The following is an 18,519-nucleotide window of genomic DNA, read 5'->3' as shown; positions in this document are numbered from 1 at the left end:
AATAATAATAATAATAATAGGATGAGACAAATTCTAATTTTTACCGTTGCAGTATCTCTTTCAATGATCAGCTTTGCTCATGCACAAGCTGATTTAAAACATTGGCCTAAGGGAACTTCGCCGGAAGAAATTGGACAACGTGTTGCACAAAGGTTTATTGAAACGCCACATACAAATTTTGGAAAACCAACACCGCCAAAAAATATCACTTATTCTGAAGTTTGTGTATGGTACGGCGCACTCACTTTTGCTAAGGAAAGTGGAAACAAAAAATTAGCAGGCCAACTGAAAGATCGATTTGATATTCTGATAAAAAAAGAAGCTAATCTTATTCCGGTTCCAGATCATGTTGACCGTACAGTTTTTGGAGCAATCCCATTGGAATTGTACCAACAAACTAAACAAGAAGTTTATTTCGCGATCGGTAAGAATTATGCAGACAAACAATGGAATACTCCGGATAGTTTAAAATTGAAACCGGAATTACAGGAGTATTTAAGGAAGGGACTTTCATGGCAAACAAGATTGTGGATTGACGATATGTACATGATCACGCTTATCCAATCACAAGCAACACGTGCAACAAATAATACTGTATATATTGACCGTGCCGCTAATGAAATGGTTGTATATCTAAATTCTTTGCAAAGAGAAAATGGGCTTTTTTACCACGCGCCCGATGTTCCCTTTTTTTGGGGACGTGGCAATGGCTGGATGGCAGCAGGTTGTGCTGAGCTATTAAAAACCTTGCCTAAAAATCATTCTCAAAGGGCAAAAATTATGGAAGGTTATAAAAAAATGATGGCAACATTATTACAATATCAGGATGAAACGGGAATGTGGAAACAATTAATTGATGATCCACAATCATGGCCGGAAACTTCCTGCACAGGCATGTTTACGTTTGCTATAATTACGGGAGTTAAAAATGGCTGGTTGGATAAAAAATTATACGAGCCTGCAGCAAGAAAAGGTTGGTTAGCTCTTCTAACCTATTTTGATAAAAATGGAGATATTCGGGAAGTTTGCCAGGGAACCAACAAGAAGAACGACAGGCAATATTATCTCGATCGTGCCCGACTTACCGGAGATATGCACGGGCAAGCGCCTTTATTATGGTGCGCAACGGCCTTACTTCGAAACTAATTTAATGACAAAAGAATAAAAAATAATGACTAAAAAAATAATACTATTAGGCTTATTCCTATCTGTTCTTTGTCCAATTATGGCACAAAAAACAGCTATAAGTGCTAAGGATATTGAAAAAACAATACGATCGACAGAGCTCGAGAGAAAATCTTTGTCTGATACAGCCACTATTAATTTGTATCAGGGAAATGGTGTTTTTGGAAGTTCATACGGTCCGCTTGGATTGCATATTGATCCTTCAAAAAATGCTTCCTTTACCAAATACGGAAAAACAGAATACTTCAATATACACCATTATATCAGAGCAAAATTTGGCGCTGATTATCTGATACCGCTTGCTCATTTTTATTGGGAAAAAGAACCTGTAAAAACAACAAATTACAGTCAGAATCAAAGCTATTATGATGGAACTATTTCAACTCATTTTGAAGAAGCTCAAAATAAAGTTACTGTATTAACCTGGTTTGATGCCGTTAATACAAATCTGGCAGGAATAAAAATTAATGTAGAAGGAAAAGCTTCTGATGTTATTTTCAAACCGTCTGATATTTTAGATGTTCATTACGATCAAAAATTGACTCAAATATCAAAAATAACACAGCAAAAGGATCAATGGAAAATTGAACTTTCTTGTTTGAATGCCAAAACAATTGTTTATCTAAACACAAATGCTTCGGTTAAACTTCAGGATAATAATTTGGTTTTGAAATTAAAATCGGGAGAAAACAATATCCTTCTTTCTGTTAAAGAACCAATTTCTATTTCGGCAGAAAAATCTTTAAATCAAAATAGTGAATGGTGGCATTCGAAATGGCAAAATATGGGAATTATTATTGTTCCCGATTTAAATGCGCAAAAATTATGGGTTCGTTCTATGGCTCAGTTTTTAAGTTCGTTTAATGATCAAAAATTAGGTTTGCCACCGCCAATGGGCTTTACAGGAAATCACTGGTCGTTTGGTTATCCGCAGGATGTTTCCTTTGTACATGCTATTTTGCTTTCAACAGGAAACATCAATTTGGCAAAATCATGGGTTGAAAATTTTGCAGACAGAATTCCGGGAATGAAAGCCTATACAAAACGCCTTTTAAATGTGGATGGAATTATGGCACCGTGGACTTTTCCATACGGAGATTTTGAAGGTTATCACGATCCCGCTGTTCCAAATAAGTTTTATTACGAAATTCATAATTCGGGTTATATGGCACGAATGGCTTATGAAACTTCGGTTTTCGTAAACGATAAAAACTGGACAGAAAAAAACGCAAAACCCTTAATTGCTGAATTGGCAAAATTCTACAAAAGCATTTCTAAAAAAGAAGCTGATAATCTTTGGCACATCATCATTCAGCCTTCAACAGGACAAGATGAAAAAGGCGGTGTCAATCAGGATGATTATTTGTGTGCTCTTTTTAGTGCCGAATATTGTTTTCAAAAAGCCATAGAATTGGATTTGGATGAAGATGGAACTTACGCTAAAATTCTAAAAGAAGGATTGTCTTTTCCTGCATTAAAATCACAAAGAGGTATTTATTTTACCAACAGAGGACGCGGAGAATCTGATTTTGGAAGTCAAAAACATCCTGTACAGTTAAATCCCCTGGCATTTCTTCCAATCGAAAAAACAGTTTCGGAGACTTCAAAGACCGCTTACGAACTGCGATATGATATTACAATGGGAGCCAAAAAACCTTATTTCTACGGATGGACTTTAGGCGAATTTTTACTGGCTGGTTCAAGAATGGGAGATGTCGAAGGATGGCAGAAAGATTGGGATAATCTGAGAAAAGCAGATTATGTTGATGCCGAATGGATTCAGGTTTATGAAACCAGCGGTGTTTATAAAGACGCTTATTACAATATTACCAACGGACTTATTACGCAATCACTTTTAAACAACATTGTGACAGACTGGTACGGCAAACTTGAAATAGCAAAATGTAATCCGTGGAAAGAAAAAGTATATCTGCAAAATATCTACTCTAAATTGGGTGTAATTGTGAGTGGTGAACTCGAAGGAAAATCGGCTTCATTAGAATTAAAAGCCTGGAAAGACTGCGAATTCGACCTCAACGGAGAAAATATCACATTAAAGAAAAACGAAACTATCAAAAAGAAAATAGCGCTTAAATAAAATACAAAAATATCATGAAAAAGAAGTTATCAATCTCATTCTTTAGCCTTATAGCTTTCATTTGTACCAATATTACAATTGCACAAACCAATAGTTTTGATCATTTGAAACTAGCTTCAGATTTGGAAGTAATGGCAAAAAAACTCGAAAAATCACTTGCTGCTGATCACAGTAATTTGCCAGTTTATAACGTAGTAAAAGATTTTGGCGCTATTAATGACGGAAAACAATTAACGACAAAACAACTACAGGCTGCAATTGATGAATGTTCTAAAAAAGGACCGGCGCGCCTATTTTTTCCAGAAGGAATGTACTTAACAGGAACACTTATTTTAAAATCAGGAGTTCATATTGAATTGGATAAAGGTGTGAGAATATTGGGAAGCACAGATCCTAAAGACTATATCGTAGTACAGCCTGCCTACAAAAACAACACTGATCTTCAGGTTGATAAATCATTGTTTTATGCTGAAAAAGTAGACGGAATTTCCATTACCGGAAAAGGTATAATTGATTTTCAGGGAACCAGCGCTACTTATTTAGGTACCGGAAATAATGACAAACGCAGACCTTACGGAATACGAATCATCAGTTCAAAAAACATTTATATGAGTGGTGTAATGCTGTTAAATTCACCACAATGGTTACAGCATTATTTAGATTGCGAAAATCTAATGGTTGAGAATATGAATGTATTTAATCACGCACATCAAAACAATGACGGAATCGATATTGACGGTTGTCGCAATGTGTATGTTCGTAATTCGCGTTTCGACAGTGACGACGATGCTATATGTTTAAAAAGCAACGGAACTTCATTGTGCGAAAATGTACTGATCGAAAACTGTACCGCGGCCAGTCATTGTAATTCTCTAAAATTAGGAACTGAAACTACAGGTGGATTTAAAAATATCATATACCGCAATTGTAAAGTGGTACAATCTGTAACTGGTTTACACAAAGTAAACGGAACAGAAACAACCCGCACAGCAATCACCCTTATCATTACCGACGGTGGAAAAATGGAAAATGTGTGGTTTGATAATATCGAAGCTACTGATTGTGTTACACCCATATTTGTAACTCTTGGAAACAGAAGCCGCAAACATACCGCTTCTGCTCCAACACCACCAATTGGAAGTATAAAAAATATTAGAATATCAAATATGAAAGCTTTTGGTGCGGGGCCAATGGCGTCTTCTGTTACCGGTTTAGATAATGCCAATAAAGTGAATAATGTGGTTCTTGAAAATATCGCTATTGAATTGACTCATCCGGGAGAAACCGCAGATCGCAATATTGATATGACGGCACTTCTTGCAGCCAAAAAACGCGGATACCCATCACCTGATACTTTTGGAAATATGACAAGCTATGGTTTCAATTTTAAATACGTGAATGGTTTAAAAATCGAAAACTTAAAATTCGATTTGAAATGTAAGGATCCGCGTGAAGCAATTGTTATTGAAGATTGTGAGAATGTAGATAAAGCGAAAAAGTAAAATAGTTAGGTAAATCGAACAAATAAACGAATCAGCGATTAAACAAATAAACATTTCTTCAATGACTTATCAGCCTTCATCAGAAAGATATCAAAATATGGAATACAGACGTTGTGGAAATTCGGGCATTAAGCTACCTGCATTTTCGTTGGGTTTATGGCATAATTTCGGAAATGTAAATAATTTCGAAAACAGCCGCGAACTTATCAAAACAGCTTTTGATAATGGTATAACCCATTTTGATCTGGCAAATAATTATGGTCCGCCGCCTGGCTCTGCTGAAGAAAATTTTGGAAAAATTCTGAAGCAGGATTTTAAATGCCATAGAGATGAAATGATTATTTCTTCTAAAGCCGGTTATACCATGTGGGATGGCCCGTATGGCGATTGGGGTTCAAAAAAATATTTGGCTTCAAGTCTGGATCAAAGTCTTAAAAGAATGAAATTAGATTATGTTGATATTTTTTATCATCACAGACCCGATCCTGAAACGCCTTTGGAAGAAACTATGGCCGCTCTTGATCTAATTGTCAGACAAGGAAAAGCATTATATGTTGGAATCTCAAATTATAATGCTGAACAAACATTGCAGGCTGTAAAGTTATTAAAACATTTAGGAACACCCTGCCTTATACATCAGCCTAAATATTCGATGTTCGTTCGTGAACCTGAAAACGGATTATTGGACGTATTGGGAAAACAAGGTGTTGGATGCATCCCGTTTTCTCCATTGGCACAAGGATTACTTTCTGATAAATATTTAAACGGAATACCAAAAGATTCAAGAGTTGCTACTAGCGGACAATTTTTAAAAGAGAGTCATATTACTCCGGAAATATTAGAAAAAATTTCACTGCTTAATAATATCTCAAGACAGCGCGGACAAAAACTGGCTCATATGGCATTGTCCTGGTTATTGCGTGATGAGCGTGTAACTTCAGTTCTAATTGGTTCAAGCAAACCTGAGCAAATTATAGATTCAATTGAAGCATTAAAAAATACCTCTTTTACAAATGAGGAATTACAGACTATAAATACTATTCTAAAATAGATTTTATCATGAAAAAAAATGACACCATTCCAGTACTTATACTCGTTCTTGTTATTCTGGCAAGCGTGGTGGCTATGATTAAATCCAAAGACACCGTTTACATACTTAATACTGAGCTAGAATTACCTCAAGGTTTTGTTGCTATAAAGCTGATAGACAGTCTTGGAAAGGTAAGGCACATAACCGTTACAGACAATGACAGAATTTATGCAAGACTTGCCAAACCTATCAACGGAAAAGGGACATTATTATTAGAACAGCAAAATGGAAAAGCGACTGTAAAATTTGGTTTTGGAAATTATGGAGGAACTGGAGTTCATCTTTACAGAGGATATCTCTACACCTCTTCTAACTCAGAAATTTTCAGGTATAAACTGGATAAAAACGGACAAGTAATCGATACAACAGCACGCGAAACCATCGTTACCGGATTATTGGATAATGGCACGCATGAAACAAAATCAATTATGATGGACAATAAAGGAAACATGTATATTCCGATTGGCTGTCCATTAAATTCCTGCCAGCAGGAAGACCGAAAAAAAGGATCAATGGGTATCCCTGATTGTCCACTTTTGAAAATCAGCGGTGGAGTCTGGCAGTTTAAATCGAATGTCCTGAATCAAACTATTGAGGATGGTGTGCGATATGCCACGGGATTACGAAATGTTGTCGCTGTTGACTGGAATACACAAACCAATCAGCTTTTTGTAATGCAGCACGGACGTGATCAATTGGATTACCTTTTTCCTGATTTATACACAATCAAACAAAATGCTGAAATTCCTGCTGAATGCATGTATGCATTGAAAAAAGGAGACAATGCAGGCTGGCCTTTTATTTATTACGATTATTTAAAAAAGAAGAAAATCCAGATGCCGGAATATGGCGGTGACGGTAAAAAGGAAGGCAGTTCTAAATATTTGGATCCAATAGCTGCTTATCCGGCTCACTTAGCTCCAAATGACATTTTGTTTTACACAGGAAATCAATTCCCTAAACGATATAAAAACGGGGCCTTTATAGCTTTTCACGGCTCATGGAATCGCAGACCGGAACCTCAAATGGGATATTTTGTTGTTTTTCAGCCTTTCAAAAACGGAAAACCTTATGGAAACTGGGAAGTCTTTGCTGATGGTTTTTCTGGATCGGCAGAAAATACTGCATCGGGAAAGGCAATACGTCGTCCGTGCGGTCTTGCACAAGGACCAGATGGTTCCCTTTATATTTCTGATGATAAAAAGGGAGCTATCTATAAAATTACCTACGATGAAAACAGAATAACGCAGAATCTCGAATCTTCTAAACCTAAAACCGTAATAAAAGATGATGATAAAATATTGGATAAAACCAACAAAATAAATGCCGCCGGAGCGCAAATTTATAGCAGAAATTGTGCTGTATGCCACATGGATGACGGAACAGGCGTAACCAATCTTAATGCACCACTTAAAAAATCCAGTAATGTTATGGGTGAAAAAAGTAAACTAATTAAGACGCTACTTAATGGACTTAAAGGCGGTAAACTTGATGGAGAAATGTATAGTAATGCAATGCCATCACACCGCTTTTTAACAGATAAAGAAATTGCAGATGTGTTAACCTATGTGCGTAATAGCTTTGGTAATAAAGCCGATGCTGTTTCAAATGAAGAAGTTAGTGCCGTTCGCAAAATTAAATAACAAATATTATGAGAAGATAGTAAGGCAGCTAGGTAATGATATGTAGTCCCTACGGAACAAACGTTGTATTTGTAATTTATTTTCTACCAACATATAATCTCTAAGAGATATAATTATGGCTAACAATAAGATATAGTCCGTTAGGATTTAAATAGTCTCAAAAAGTGTTTTCAGTTATGATTACCAATGAGAAATAATCCGTTAGGATTTAAATATTGGTAGAAAATACAGAAATCAACAAGATAAAATTATCCTGTAGGGATTACACTTTAAGTAAATTGATTAATGAATTGCAAAATTAAAAACTAGAATTAATTATAATAAATAACATTTCAAAACCACGAATTATGATAAAAACACCTTAAAAACCGTGTGCGCACACGCAACATAATTAGCTGTAAAATAACCAATTACAAATACAATTCCTGCTAATTTATAAATGCGCAACTATTACACAATCACTTTATTTTCTAACCTTAAAAAACAATTTACAATGAAAACAATTTTGAATTTGCATCGGATCTCGATGAAGAAGATTTTATTTTTAACAAGTGTAGCGTTTTTATTTAACGCGTCAGTGCTTTGGAGCGCCACCCGAAATGTGGTAACAGGTTACGGAGCGGATAACACGGGGGCCACTTATGCGACTGTGCAGATCCAAAATGCTATTAACGCCTGCCAGCCGGGTGATATTTTATTTTTTCCTGATGGAACTTATTTAATGGATAGCGGTTTAACGCTAAAATCAAACGATTTAACAGTTATCATTTCTCCGGGTGCACTAATCAAAGCCAATACAATCTATGTATGGCGCGAAAACGGAAGCGATCTATTCTTTGGTGAAAACCTTAAGAATATCGAAATTACTGGGGGTGGTATTATTGATGGGGGTGGTCTGGTTTATGAGCGTAGTACTCGACCTTATCAAAAACCCGGACGTGGTATTGAGTTAATTGGCTGTACGAATGTGAATATTCACCATTTAACCGTAAGAAATATTCCAAACTTCGCCATCAATATTGAAAGATGTAACCTTGTAATTGCAGACAATCTTTTGATTCGTGGTCGACCTTTTGACAACTTTCATGGATCTGCCGATGGTTTAGATATTCAAAGCTGTTATGATGTGACTATTACCAATTGCGATATTGAAGTAGGTGACGATGCTCTTTGTTTAAAAGTTAAACCAGAAGCTCCTTTGCATAAAGTAAGAATCAAGAACTGTATTCTGGCTTCTTCCTGTAATGCGTTTAAGATTGGTACTGATACAAAAAATGATGTGTATGACATCATTGCCGAGAATGTTACTATAAACAAACATTCTAATCCTGCTGCTTCAGGAGAAGATCCTATCTCTACTGGTGATTGTATTTCAGCGATTACCTTACAAAGTAATGATAATACCAATGTGCATGATATTACAGTTAGAAATTTTACGATCAACAGCTGCTACAATCCTATCTATCTTGAATTGCAAAACAGAGGAAATAATAGCCCATTTAATGGTAAGCTAAGCAATATTTTAATTGAAAATATCAATTGCAAAAAAGCAACGATACAACCAGTAGTATTCAATTATGATTGTGCCGAAACTACTAAAATTGAAGATGTTACGCTTAACAATATTACGGTTTACAATTACAGTTCAAATGCCGGAGTTATTCCTACCTGCATGAACGGAAATTATCCTGAAGTTAAAAATAACGGAATCGCAAATGCCTATGGAATCTGGGCACGTGGAATAGATGGTTTGGATATTAACAGCTGTGATTTTATCAATACAGGAAACAGCAGCCGTACAAGAACTTATTTTGACAGTACAACAGCTGATGTTCATGAAACTAATGGATGTACCAGAATTCCTGTTGATCCTTTCGCAAAAGTAAATAACGGCGCATGGAGAAATGTTCCGATTACTGTTGCTGCTACTGGTGCGTCTGTAAGTTTTGGACCTCAACCAGCAAATGGAAGCTGGAGCTGGACCGGACCAAACGGATTTAGTTCTGGCTCACGCGAAGTTACTATTTCGAATATCTCGGATGCAAAATACGGAACATACACAGCAACTTATACGAATGCTTGTGGAGCTGTAAGCACTATGGAATTTGAGATTACAAATAAAAATATTTACGAGGCAGAAAATGCTTTAATCAACGAAGGAACTATAAACGATGGAGCTACCGGAAGATATGTTGACCTAAATGCGGGCGGATTTCTTAAATGGGGAAATGTTAACATGACTTCAGCAGGTACTTATAGTTTAGCCTTTAATGTTGCAGTTTATTCTGCAGGTACAAGAAAAATGGGGCTTTACGTAAACGGTGTAAAAAAAGGGGTGATCACATCTTCTTCTTTAGCTTTTACTGAAGTTGCTTTAAACAGTGCTCTTAATCAAGGAAATAATGTAATCGAATTACGCGATACCGAGGGAACTACAGAATTGAATGTAGATTATTTAGTGGTAAAAACTACTTCTGGAGGTATTGCTGCTAAAGGTGCTAAAACTACTGCAGTAACAACTGAGCCATTGGCTGAAGAAGGGTTTTATGTGTATCCAAATCCAACTAACGGAATCTTAAATATTGATTTTCATGGCGAAAAATATACTTCAATACAAGTTTATGACAGCACTGGAAATACAGTTTTTTCTAAAAAAATAGACGCTGAAAATGCATTACAAATTGATTTAAGTTCCGTTTTAAAAACTGGAATTTATGTGGTTTCATTAAAATCAAGCAACAAAGTTACAAACAAAAAGCTGATGGTTAATTAAGCATTAAATAGTAAAATATTGGTTCTCATTTCCATACAAAAGCAAATTACAAATAAATAAGTTATGTCAGATAAAATCGTGTGTTTTGGAGAAATATTGCTTCGTCTTTCACCTCCAAATCATTTAAAAATTTTTAAATCAAAAGCATTTGAAGCACACTATGGCGGTGCCGAAGCAAATGTGGGCGCATCGTTGGCCTTAATGGGTTGTGATGTGAATGTTGTTACTGCACTTCCTCAAAATGAACTTGGGGCATCTGCAGAGAGTGAAATGCTTTCGTATGGAATGAGAGCAAATATTATCAGAAAGGGAGAACGAATCGGAATATATTATTTCGAACAAGGTGCGTCCGAAAGACCTGGACGGGTAATCTATGACCGAAACAGTTCTTCCTTTTCTTTATTAAAAAAAGGCATGATTGACTGGAAAACCATTTTTAAAGATGCAAAATGGTTTCACTGGTCGGGCATCACGCCTGCCCTTTCTCAGGATTTGGCAGCTGTTTGTGAAGAAGCTTTAATTATTGCTTCTGAAATGGGACTAACTATTTCTGCCGATTTAAATTACAGGCCAACCTTATGGAATTACGGCAAAAAAGCCAATGAAATAATGCCAAACCTCATCCAGTATTGCGATGTGCTTTTAGGCGGTATTGATGATTCTGAAAATTGTCTCGCTATAAAAACAACCGAAGAAGAATCTTTCGAAACGGTCTATAAAAAATGGCACGCACAGCATCCAAAATTAAAAACAATTGTTTCTACGCTGCGCTATAATGCCAACGCATCTTCAAATACAATTGGGGCAGTTTTATGGAGCGATTCAAAACTATATCAATCCGGAGAATATAAAATTTCACACATTATCGACCGTATCGGAGCCGGTGATGCATTTATGGCCGGACTTATATATGGACTCATCAACTGGCCGGAAGATCCTCAAAAAACGGTAGAATATGCTTTGGCAGGTTCTTGCCTAAAACATTCAATAGCTGGCGATATTAATTTGGCTTCGGTCAATGACATTACAGCTTTAATGAACGGTTCCACGGGCGGAAGAGTTATTCGATGATAAATCAGAAAATCAATTAAACTAAATAAAAGTGAGTAAAATAGACCAGATTATAACGACGATTACCAATCAGGGCACTTTGCCTTTGTACTTCAATAAAGATGAAACGGTAAGTATTGAAATATTGCGAGCACTTTACAGAGCTGGAATAAAAGCAATTGAATACACACACAGAGGAGTTGAAGCAACAGAAAACTTCAAAAAAATGATAGCAGTTCGCGACGCTGAAATGTTCGATTTGCTTATCGGAATTGGAACCATTAAAAATGAAAGACAAACAGAAGCTTATTTAGAATTGGGCGCCGACTTTTTTATAAGTCCGGGATTTGTTCCTGAAGTAGCTGCTTTATTAAAGAGTAAAGAAATTTTATACATCCCTGGCTGTATGACACCGACTGAAATAATTGCCGCTGAAAATAAAGGAATTCAGTTCATAAAATTATTTCCGGGAAACAAAATAGAACCCGACTTTCTTTCCAGCATAAAAGACATTTTTCCAGATCTGATTTTTATGCCAACCGGAGGAGTTGATACAACCAAAGAAAACATTCAGGCCTGGTTCGACGCAGGAGTATCCGCAGTTGGAATGGGAAGTAAATTAATTAGCAAAAAATTGATGGACGAAAAGGATTATCAGACTATTGAAAATCAAACTAAAAACGTCCTGAACATTATAAAAACTATAAACAAATAACAAATCAATAAATTATAAAAATGAATTCAATGTTAAATCTAGAAGGAAAAATTGCCCTTATTACCGGAGGTGCTGGAGTTTTAGGAAGCAATATGGCCGAAGTATTGGCAAAACAAGGTGTTACTACAGGAATTGTCGGACTGACACTTGAAGAAGCTCAGACAGCTGTAGATCGAATTGAAAGCATTGGCGGAAAAGCTTTTGCAGTAAAAGGAAATGTTTTAAATCAGGAAGATCTTGAAGCCATTCGCGATTTTATAAAAGAAAAATATGGCCGATTGGATATCTTAATTAATGCTGCCGGTGGAAATATGCCAGGTGCAACTATCGGACCTGACCAGGCATTTTATGACTTAAAATTAGGCGATTTACAAAAAGTAATGGATCTAAATGTTATCGGAACAATGTTGCCGTCAAAAGTATTTTCTGAACTTTTTGCAGCACAAAAAAGTGGAATTATCATTAATATTTCTTCGGCTTCAGCTGAACGTCCTTTAACGAGAGTGGTTGGTTATTCTGCTTCAAAAGCGGCGATCGATAATTTTACGAAATGGATGTCTGTAGAACTGGCTTCAAAATATGGAGAAGGAATTCGTGTGAATGCAATTGCTCCGGGATTTTTCATTGGAGAACAAAATCGCGCTTTGTTGTTAACTCCAGAAGGAGATCTTACGCCAAGAGGAATCAAGATTATTGAACACACTCCAATGGGACGTTTTGGTGTACCAGAAGATTTAGACGGTGTATTGTTATTCCTATGCAGCGACCTTTCAAAATTCGTAACCGGAACAGTGATCAAAGTTGATGGTGGTTTTGGAGCAACAAGTATTTAATTAGTAAAATTTTAAAATAAAAGAAGATGAAACAGACATTAAGATGGTTCGGGCCAAACGATCCCGTTTCTTTATCAGACATAGCACAAGCAGGTGCAACAGGCGTTGTAACAGCATTACATCATATTCCAAACGGTCAGGTTTGGGAAGTTGAAGAAATTCAGAAGAGAATTGATATTGTAAAATACAAAGATGGAAATCAGGCTAATGGCCTGACAGGATTAAACTGGACTGTAGTTGAAAGTATTCCGGTACACGAAGACATCAAAAAACAAAGTGGAGATTATCTTCAATACATCGAAAACTACAAACAAAGCATTAAAAATCTTGCTGAGTGTGGTATTCACTGCGTTTGTTACAATTTCATGCCTGTTTTAGACTGGTCACGTACAGATTTGTCTTATGAAATGCCAGACGGTTCAAAAGCACTTCGTTTTGATATGACTGAATTTGCAGCCTTTGAATTGTTTATTTTAAAACGTCCGGATGCTGAAAAATCATATTCAGCACAGCAAATTAAAGCAGCTACAGCTTACTTTGAAAAAGCATCACCAGAAGACAAAAAGAAACTTCAGCAAAATATTCTGGCAGGATTGCCCGGTGCTGAAGAAGCTTATTCTGTTGAAGATTTCTTGGTTACGTTGGCAGCTTATGACGGAATTGACAGCAATAAATTAAAAGAACATTTATTCTTTTTCTTAAGAGAAATTATTCCGGTTGCAGAAAGCAATCATGTATTGATGGCTATTCATCCTGACGATCCTCCTTACCCAATTTTAGGATTACCGAGAGTGGTGAGTACTGAAAATGATCTTATAGAATTAATGAGAGCTTACGATTCTAAATCAAACGGATTTACGATGTGTACAGGATCTTACGGCGTTAGAGCAGATAATGATTTAGCCGGAATTGTAAGACGTCATGGCGATAAAATGAATTTTATCCATTTAAGAAGTACACAACGTGATGAGCAAGGCAACTTTTACGAAGCAAATCACTTAGAAGGCGATGTCGACATGTATGAAGTTGTAAAAGAAATTCTTATTGTAGAAAAAAGAAATGGTACCAAATTGCCAATGCGTCCGGATCACGGGCACCAAATGCTGGACGATTTAAAGAAGAAAACTAACCCTGGATATTCTGGAATTGGCCGTTTAAGAGGTCTAGCCGAATTACGAGGATTGGAACTGGGAATCAAAAGAAGTTTGTAAATAATAGTTTTCTGCTCCAGATTTAAAAATTTGGAGCAGAATTCTTTAGTTATTTTCACACTTATGGCTGGCGTAAGCAGCTATGAAGTTTTACAAAAGATTTCATCGTAAAATAAGCCATTCAAAGAAAATTTTAAAATAAAATCATGCAAAAAAGCTTTATAACAGACGACTTTTTACTACATAACGATTTTGCAAAAAAACTCTATCACGATTTTGCAAAAACACAACCCATTTACGATTATCACTCGCATCTTTCTCCAAAAGATATTGCTGAAGATCGTCAGTTTGAAAACATAACCCAACTTTGGATCGAAGGCGATCATTATAAATGGAGAGCCATGCGCGCCAATGGTATTGATGAGAAATACATTACTGGTGATGCTTCTGACTTTGAAAAGTTTCAAAAATATGCCGAAACGCTTCCGAACACGCTCAGAAATCCTTTGTATCACTGGACACATTTAGAGCTGCAACGTTACTTTGGGGTAACCGAACTATTAAACGCTGAATCAGCAAAAAGAATTTATGATGCTTGCAATGAATTATTGAAAAAACCAGAATACAGCGTTCGCAATTTATTGCATAAAATGAATGTAAAAATGGTAGGAACAACCGATGATCCTACCGACGATTTACAATATCATAAGCAACTTCTTGACGAAGGATTTACAATCTCAGTACTACCTACTTTTAGACCTGATAAAGCAACTGAAATTGAAAAAGGAGAAGCTTTTGTTTTATGGATCAAAAAATTAGAACGAGTTGTTGTGTTCCGAATCAAAAGTTTTGATGATTTGGTAAAAGCGTTGCAAATCCGTCATGATTTTTTTCATCTCCGAGGATGCAAAATTTCAGATCATGGTCATGCATCATTTTATAATGCTAGTGCTACCAAAGAAGAAGTCAACCTGATTTTTGAAAAAGCAATGCAGTCCGCTTCTTTAACTTCACTAGAAATTGAAAAATACAAATCGGCTTTATTGTTCGAAATTGCCGTTATGAATTATAAAAAATCATGGGTTCAGCAATTTCATGTTGGTGCTATTCGTAATAACAATAGCAAGATGATGAACCTCATTGGCCCTGATCAGGGATTTGATTCTATTGGAGACTTGACCATGGCACAAAGCATGAGTGGCTTTTTTGATAAATTAAACTCAAATGACGCCCTGACTAAAACCATAGTTTACAATCTGAATCCCAGAGATAATGAAATGTTCGCATCAATGGCGGCCAATTTCAACGACGGATTAGTTCCCGGAAAAATGCAATACGGTGCGGCATGGTGGTTTTTAGATCAAAAAGACGGTATGCAAAAGCAATTAGATGTTCTCTCCAATTTTGGATTATTAAGCCGCTTCGTGGGAATGCTAACCGATTCAAGAAGTTTTCTTTCGTTTCCCCGTCATGAATATTTCCGCCGTATTCTCTGTAATGTGTTAGGAGATGAAATGGAAAAAGCAGAATTACCAAATGACATCAATTTAATTGGACGTTTAGTCCAAAAAATTTGCAGCGAGAATGCTGTGGAGTATTTTGGATTTCATCAAAAATAAACCATAAACAAATTAATATAACCAAGAAAAATAATGTACAATAAAAACGAAGTCATTGGAAAATACAGATGGACAATCTGCGGTTTACTCTTCTTTGCTACGACAGTCAACTATCTGGACAGACAAGTATTAAGTTTATTAGCGCCTAGTCTTTCAAAAGAATTCAATTGGAACAATACTGATTATGCAAATATTACCGCTGTATTTCAATTTATTTATGCCATTTCAATGCTTTTTGCAGGAAGGATAATAGATAAAATAGGTACAAAAACTGGTTATATTTTGGCCATTACCATTTGGTCGCTTGGAGCAATTATGCACGCTTATGCCATCCCGATTGGAACAACAGTCAATAGCATTTTAGTTTGGGTGGGAATTGCCGCTGTTCCGGTTTCTATCTTAGGATTTATGATTTCACGATCCTTTTTAGCCATTGGTGAAGCAGGAAATTTCCCAGCTGCGATCAAAGCCGTTGCCGAATATTTTCCAAAGAAAGAACGTTCACTGGCAACTGGAATATTTAATTCGGGTTCAAATGTTGGAGCCATATTAGCGCCATTAACCGTTCCGTGGATTGCGGTAAATTGGGGTTGGGAAACTGCCTTTATCATCATTGGTGCAATTGGTTTTCTTTGGATGTTCTTTTGGTATATCTTATATGAGAAACCAGAAAAGCAAAAAAGACTTTCTGCAGCAGAATTAAATTATATTCTTGAAGGTGAGGTTAAAGAAAAAGAAGCTGGAGTTTCAGAACCAAAAGAAAAAATTTCCTGGATTAAACTTTTAAAATACAAACAAACCTGGGCCTTTGTATCAGGTAAATTTTTAACCGATGGAATCTGGTGGTTCTTTTTATTTTGGTTGCCAAAATATTTAGAAGCACAATTTGGACTTGTGAAAACTGATATTGCTTTTCCGCTTTCAGTATTGTACACGATGACCATGGTTGGAAGTATTTATGGTGGTTATTTTCCAATGTATTACATCAATAAAGGTTACAATGCCTATGAAGGGCGAATGAAAGCGATGCTAATTATTGCCTTATTCCCTTTGGTAGTTTTGTTAGCGCAACCTTTAGGACACATTAGTTACTGGATTCCGGTCGTATTAATTGGAGTTGGAGCATCAGCACATCAGGCCTGGTCTGCCAATATATTTACAACGGTATCAGACATGTTTCCTAAAAAAGCTATTGGTTCCATTATAGGAATTGGTGGAATGGCTGGTGGAATTGGTGGTGTTTTGGTGTCAAAAATAGGTGGTGCCCTTTTTGATTATTATGAAGCCCACGGTCATATTCAGACCGGTTATACTATCATGTTCGTTCTTTGTTCTATCGCATATTTGATTGCATGGACAGTTATGAAAACTCTAGTTCCTAAATATTCAGAAATTAAAGATTTGTAATAGTTAAATAAATTTAAAAACAAAAAAGTGTTCAGTTATTGAACACTTTTTGTTTGTATTAGTTCAACCACTTTTTATGTTTGAACCATATCAAAGGTCCAATAAAACAGGCAACTATTAATGTGATTGCAAAAGCATATCCGTATTTCCAATCGAGCTCCGGCATGTTTTCAAAATTCATCCCATAAATTCCGGCAACAAGCATCGGCAATGAAATACACATTGTTATTATGGTCAATGTTTTAAATATTTTATTTTGCTGTAAATCGATTCTTGTTGACACGTAATCCTTAAGATCCTCTAAACGTTCAAAATTATTTTGAACATATTCATTTATTACCGTTAAATCAGTTAGTTCCATCAAAATTGCCTCTTTAACTTCTGACTGTAGCTTATCACTTTTTCTTAATAAAAGTAAAATTCGTCTAAATTCATTTAGAGATTCTTTCACAATAAAATTATTAAACTTCAAAGCAGTTATTTCATTTAATCCCTGCTCTGAAAAATCATTCTCTTTTTGCAATCTCAAATAGATTGTTTTTATATTTTTTGAAATAACTTCCGTTAAATCTGCAAAATAATCAGGTACAATTCCAATCATCATTTGGAGAAATGAATCTATTGTAAAAGGAAGATTTTTTGTTTTATCAAAATGTTCCTGTTTTTTGCTTTCAGGAATAAACTTTTCAAAATTAATATCCATGAAAGAAAGCATAATTTTCTCCTTAAGAATAAAGGATACAATTACTTCTTCAATTTTATTGGGTGAAGAGAAATAAGGAAATGAAAAGTTAAATGCTAATTGATTTTCTTTTTCTAAATAATGAGAGCTTATTTCTATATCCTCACTGTTATTCAGTATAGCGGCATCAATATCAAAAACTTTTTCAAAAACTGGAATATCTTTCTTAACATAGTTTATAATCTGCACGCTATTTATTCGCTTAAGATCCTTAGGTATCTCATCAATGCTTTTTACTTTGGTAATATTTCTGTCTGTATCTAAAAGTTTAATCGTCATGATGAATATTTTTTTTTAAGTAGCTTATTGCGAAAATTTTACTACTGCTGGTTTGGAACTAAGGTAAATCCATTATTCGGATTTGCCAAGAGCCAATAAAATATCTTTCAATTAAAAACTTTCGATTTATCATAAAATTACTTAGTTTTGATTTTCAAAATTTGAATTATAACATTCATTTTTAACAAGTTGAAGTTTCAATATTTATAAAAATAACGAAAATTTCGGTGGCAGAATCGTGGCGCAGTAGATTTTGAACCTGGCATAAATATTAAGAGTTGCAGTATATAAAGGAGGTCTTGGATTTACAGTTCGAATCCCTCTTTCTCCGCGAAGGCCCGAAAACAAAGGAAAAACAAGATTTTCAAAGTTTTCAAAAAAGGCCAAAAAGAGCGGTAAACCCTGCAAATCCAACGATTTGCAGGGTTTTTT

13 protein-coding genes are annotated in these 18,519 nt (G+C 35.6%); 12 read left to right on the top strand and 1 reads right to left on the bottom strand.

Annotated features, from left to right (window positions below; translation table 11 throughout):
• The 12 genes from B0A65_RS13590 to B0A65_RS13535 form a co-directional block, all read left to right on the top strand.
• On the top strand, positions 1-1,146 hold a 1,146-nt coding region (locus B0A65_RS13590; RefSeq protein WP_207556436.1), incomplete at its 5' end, for a glycoside hydrolase family 88/105 protein.
• A gap of 25 nt (positions 1,147-1,171) precedes the next feature.
• Positions 1,172-3,283, top strand: coding sequence for a hypothetical protein (locus tag B0A65_RS13585; RefSeq protein WP_074662926.1), 2,112 nt, complete (start codon positions 1,172-1,174; stop codon positions 3,281-3,283).
• Positions 3,284-3,297: 14 nt separating this feature from the next.
• Entirely contained in the window at positions 3,298-4,785 is a 1,488-nt protein-coding gene (locus tag B0A65_RS13580; protein ID WP_074662929.1) for a glycoside hydrolase family 28 protein, read from the top strand.
• 61 nt (positions 4,786-4,846) lie between these two features.
• On the top strand, positions 4,847-5,836 hold the full coding sequence (mgrA, locus tag B0A65_RS13575; RefSeq protein ID WP_074662931.1) for an L-glyceraldehyde 3-phosphate reductase: 990 nt from the start codon (positions 4,847-4,849) through the stop codon (positions 5,834-5,836).
• Between the two features lie 8 nt (positions 5,837-5,844).
• Positions 5,845-7,518 carry a c-type cytochrome gene (locus tag B0A65_RS13570; protein ID WP_074662933.1) on the top strand — a complete coding sequence of 558 codons (1,674 nt, stop codon included), beginning with the start codon at positions 5,845-5,847 and terminating at the stop codon, positions 7,516-7,518.
• Positions 7,519-8,011: 493 nt separating this feature from the next.
• Positions 8,012-10,291, top strand: a complete 2,280-nt coding sequence (locus B0A65_RS13565; protein WP_207556435.1) for a glycosyl hydrolase family 28 protein — start codon at positions 8,012-8,014, stop codon at positions 10,289-10,291.
• A gap of 63 nt (positions 10,292-10,354) precedes the next feature.
• Positions 10,355-11,362, top strand: a complete 1,008-nt coding sequence (locus B0A65_RS13560) for a sugar kinase (RefSeq protein ID WP_074662938.1) — start codon at positions 10,355-10,357, stop codon at positions 11,360-11,362.
• Between the two features lie 31 nt (positions 11,363-11,393).
• Positions 11,394-12,056 (top strand): bifunctional 4-hydroxy-2-oxoglutarate aldolase/2-dehydro-3-deoxy-phosphogluconate aldolase, encoded by a 663-nt coding sequence (locus B0A65_RS13555; protein ID WP_074662941.1) that lies wholly within the window; start codon positions 11,394-11,396, stop codon positions 12,054-12,056.
• A gap of 20 nt (positions 12,057-12,076) precedes the next feature.
• Positions 12,077-12,889, top strand: a complete 813-nt coding sequence (locus B0A65_RS13550; protein WP_074662944.1) for an SDR family oxidoreductase — start codon at positions 12,077-12,079, stop codon at positions 12,887-12,889.
• A 26-nt stretch (positions 12,890-12,915) separates the two neighbouring features.
• Positions 12,916-14,100, top strand: a complete 1,185-nt coding sequence (gene uxuA / locus B0A65_RS13545; protein WP_074662946.1) for a mannonate dehydratase — start codon at positions 12,916-12,918, stop codon at positions 14,098-14,100.
• Positions 14,101-14,246: 146 nt separating this feature from the next.
• The gene (gene uxaC / locus B0A65_RS13540; protein ID WP_074662949.1) at positions 14,247-15,659 is read left to right on the top strand and encodes a glucuronate isomerase; all 1,413 of its coding nucleotides are present in this window, start codon (positions 14,247-14,249) and stop codon (positions 15,657-15,659) included.
• A 33-nt stretch (positions 15,660-15,692) separates the two neighbouring features.
• Complete coding sequence (locus B0A65_RS13535; RefSeq protein WP_074662952.1) at positions 15,693-17,066, top strand: MFS transporter; 1,374 nt, start codon at positions 15,693-15,695, stop codon at positions 17,064-17,066.
• 58 nt (positions 17,067-17,124) lie between these two features.
• Here B0A65_RS13535 and B0A65_RS13530 read toward each other — a convergent pair whose 3' ends face one another.
• The gene (locus B0A65_RS13530) at positions 17,125-18,087 is read right to left on the bottom strand and encodes a CorA family divalent cation transporter (protein WP_074662960.1); all 963 of its coding nucleotides are present in this window, start codon (positions 18,085-18,087) and stop codon (positions 17,125-17,127) included.
• Positions 18,088-18,519: the final 432 nt, after the last annotated feature.

The sequence above is a fragment of the Flavobacterium frigidimaris genome (assembly GCF_002217275.1).
Classification (GTDB): domain Bacteria; phylum Bacteroidota; class Bacteroidia; order Flavobacteriales; family Flavobacteriaceae; genus Flavobacterium; species Flavobacterium aquidurense.
This window is presented reverse-complemented; position numbering and strand designations above follow the sequence as displayed.

What these genes read in the sequence shown, in the direction of transcription:
- B0A65_RS13585 (WP_074662926.1), top strand. Translation starts at nt 1,172, where the DNA reads ATGACTAAAAAAATAATACTATTAGGCTTATTCCTATCTGTTCTTTGT.
- B0A65_RS13580 (WP_074662929.1), top strand. Translation starts at nt 3,298, where the DNA reads ATGAAAAAGAAGTTATCAATCTCATTCTTTAGCCTTATAGCTTTCATT.
- mgrA (WP_074662931.1), top strand. Translation starts at nt 4,847, where the DNA reads ATGACTTATCAGCCTTCATCAGAAAGATATCAAAATATGGAATACAGA.
- B0A65_RS13570 (WP_074662933.1), top strand. Translation starts at nt 5,845, where the DNA reads ATGAAAAAAAATGACACCATTCCAGTACTTATACTCGTTCTTGTTATT.
- B0A65_RS13565 (WP_207556435.1), top strand. Translation starts at nt 8,012, where the DNA reads ATGAAAACAATTTTGAATTTGCATCGGATCTCGATGAAGAAGATTTTA.
- B0A65_RS13560 (WP_074662938.1), top strand. Translation starts at nt 10,355, where the DNA reads ATGTCAGATAAAATCGTGTGTTTTGGAGAAATATTGCTTCGTCTTTCA.
- B0A65_RS13550 (WP_074662944.1), top strand. Translation starts at nt 12,077, where the DNA reads ATGAATTCAATGTTAAATCTAGAAGGAAAAATTGCCCTTATTACCGGA.
- uxuA (WP_074662946.1), top strand. Translation starts at nt 12,916, where the DNA reads ATGAAACAGACATTAAGATGGTTCGGGCCAAACGATCCCGTTTCTTTA.
- uxaC (WP_074662949.1), top strand. Translation starts at nt 14,247, where the DNA reads ATGCAAAAAAGCTTTATAACAGACGACTTTTTACTACATAACGATTTT.
- B0A65_RS13535 (WP_074662952.1), top strand. Translation starts at nt 15,693, where the DNA reads ATGTACAATAAAAACGAAGTCATTGGAAAATACAGATGGACAATCTGC.
- B0A65_RS13530 (WP_074662960.1), bottom strand. Translation starts at nt 18,087, where the DNA reads ATGACGATTAAACTTTTAGATACAGACAGAAATATTACCAAAGTAAAA.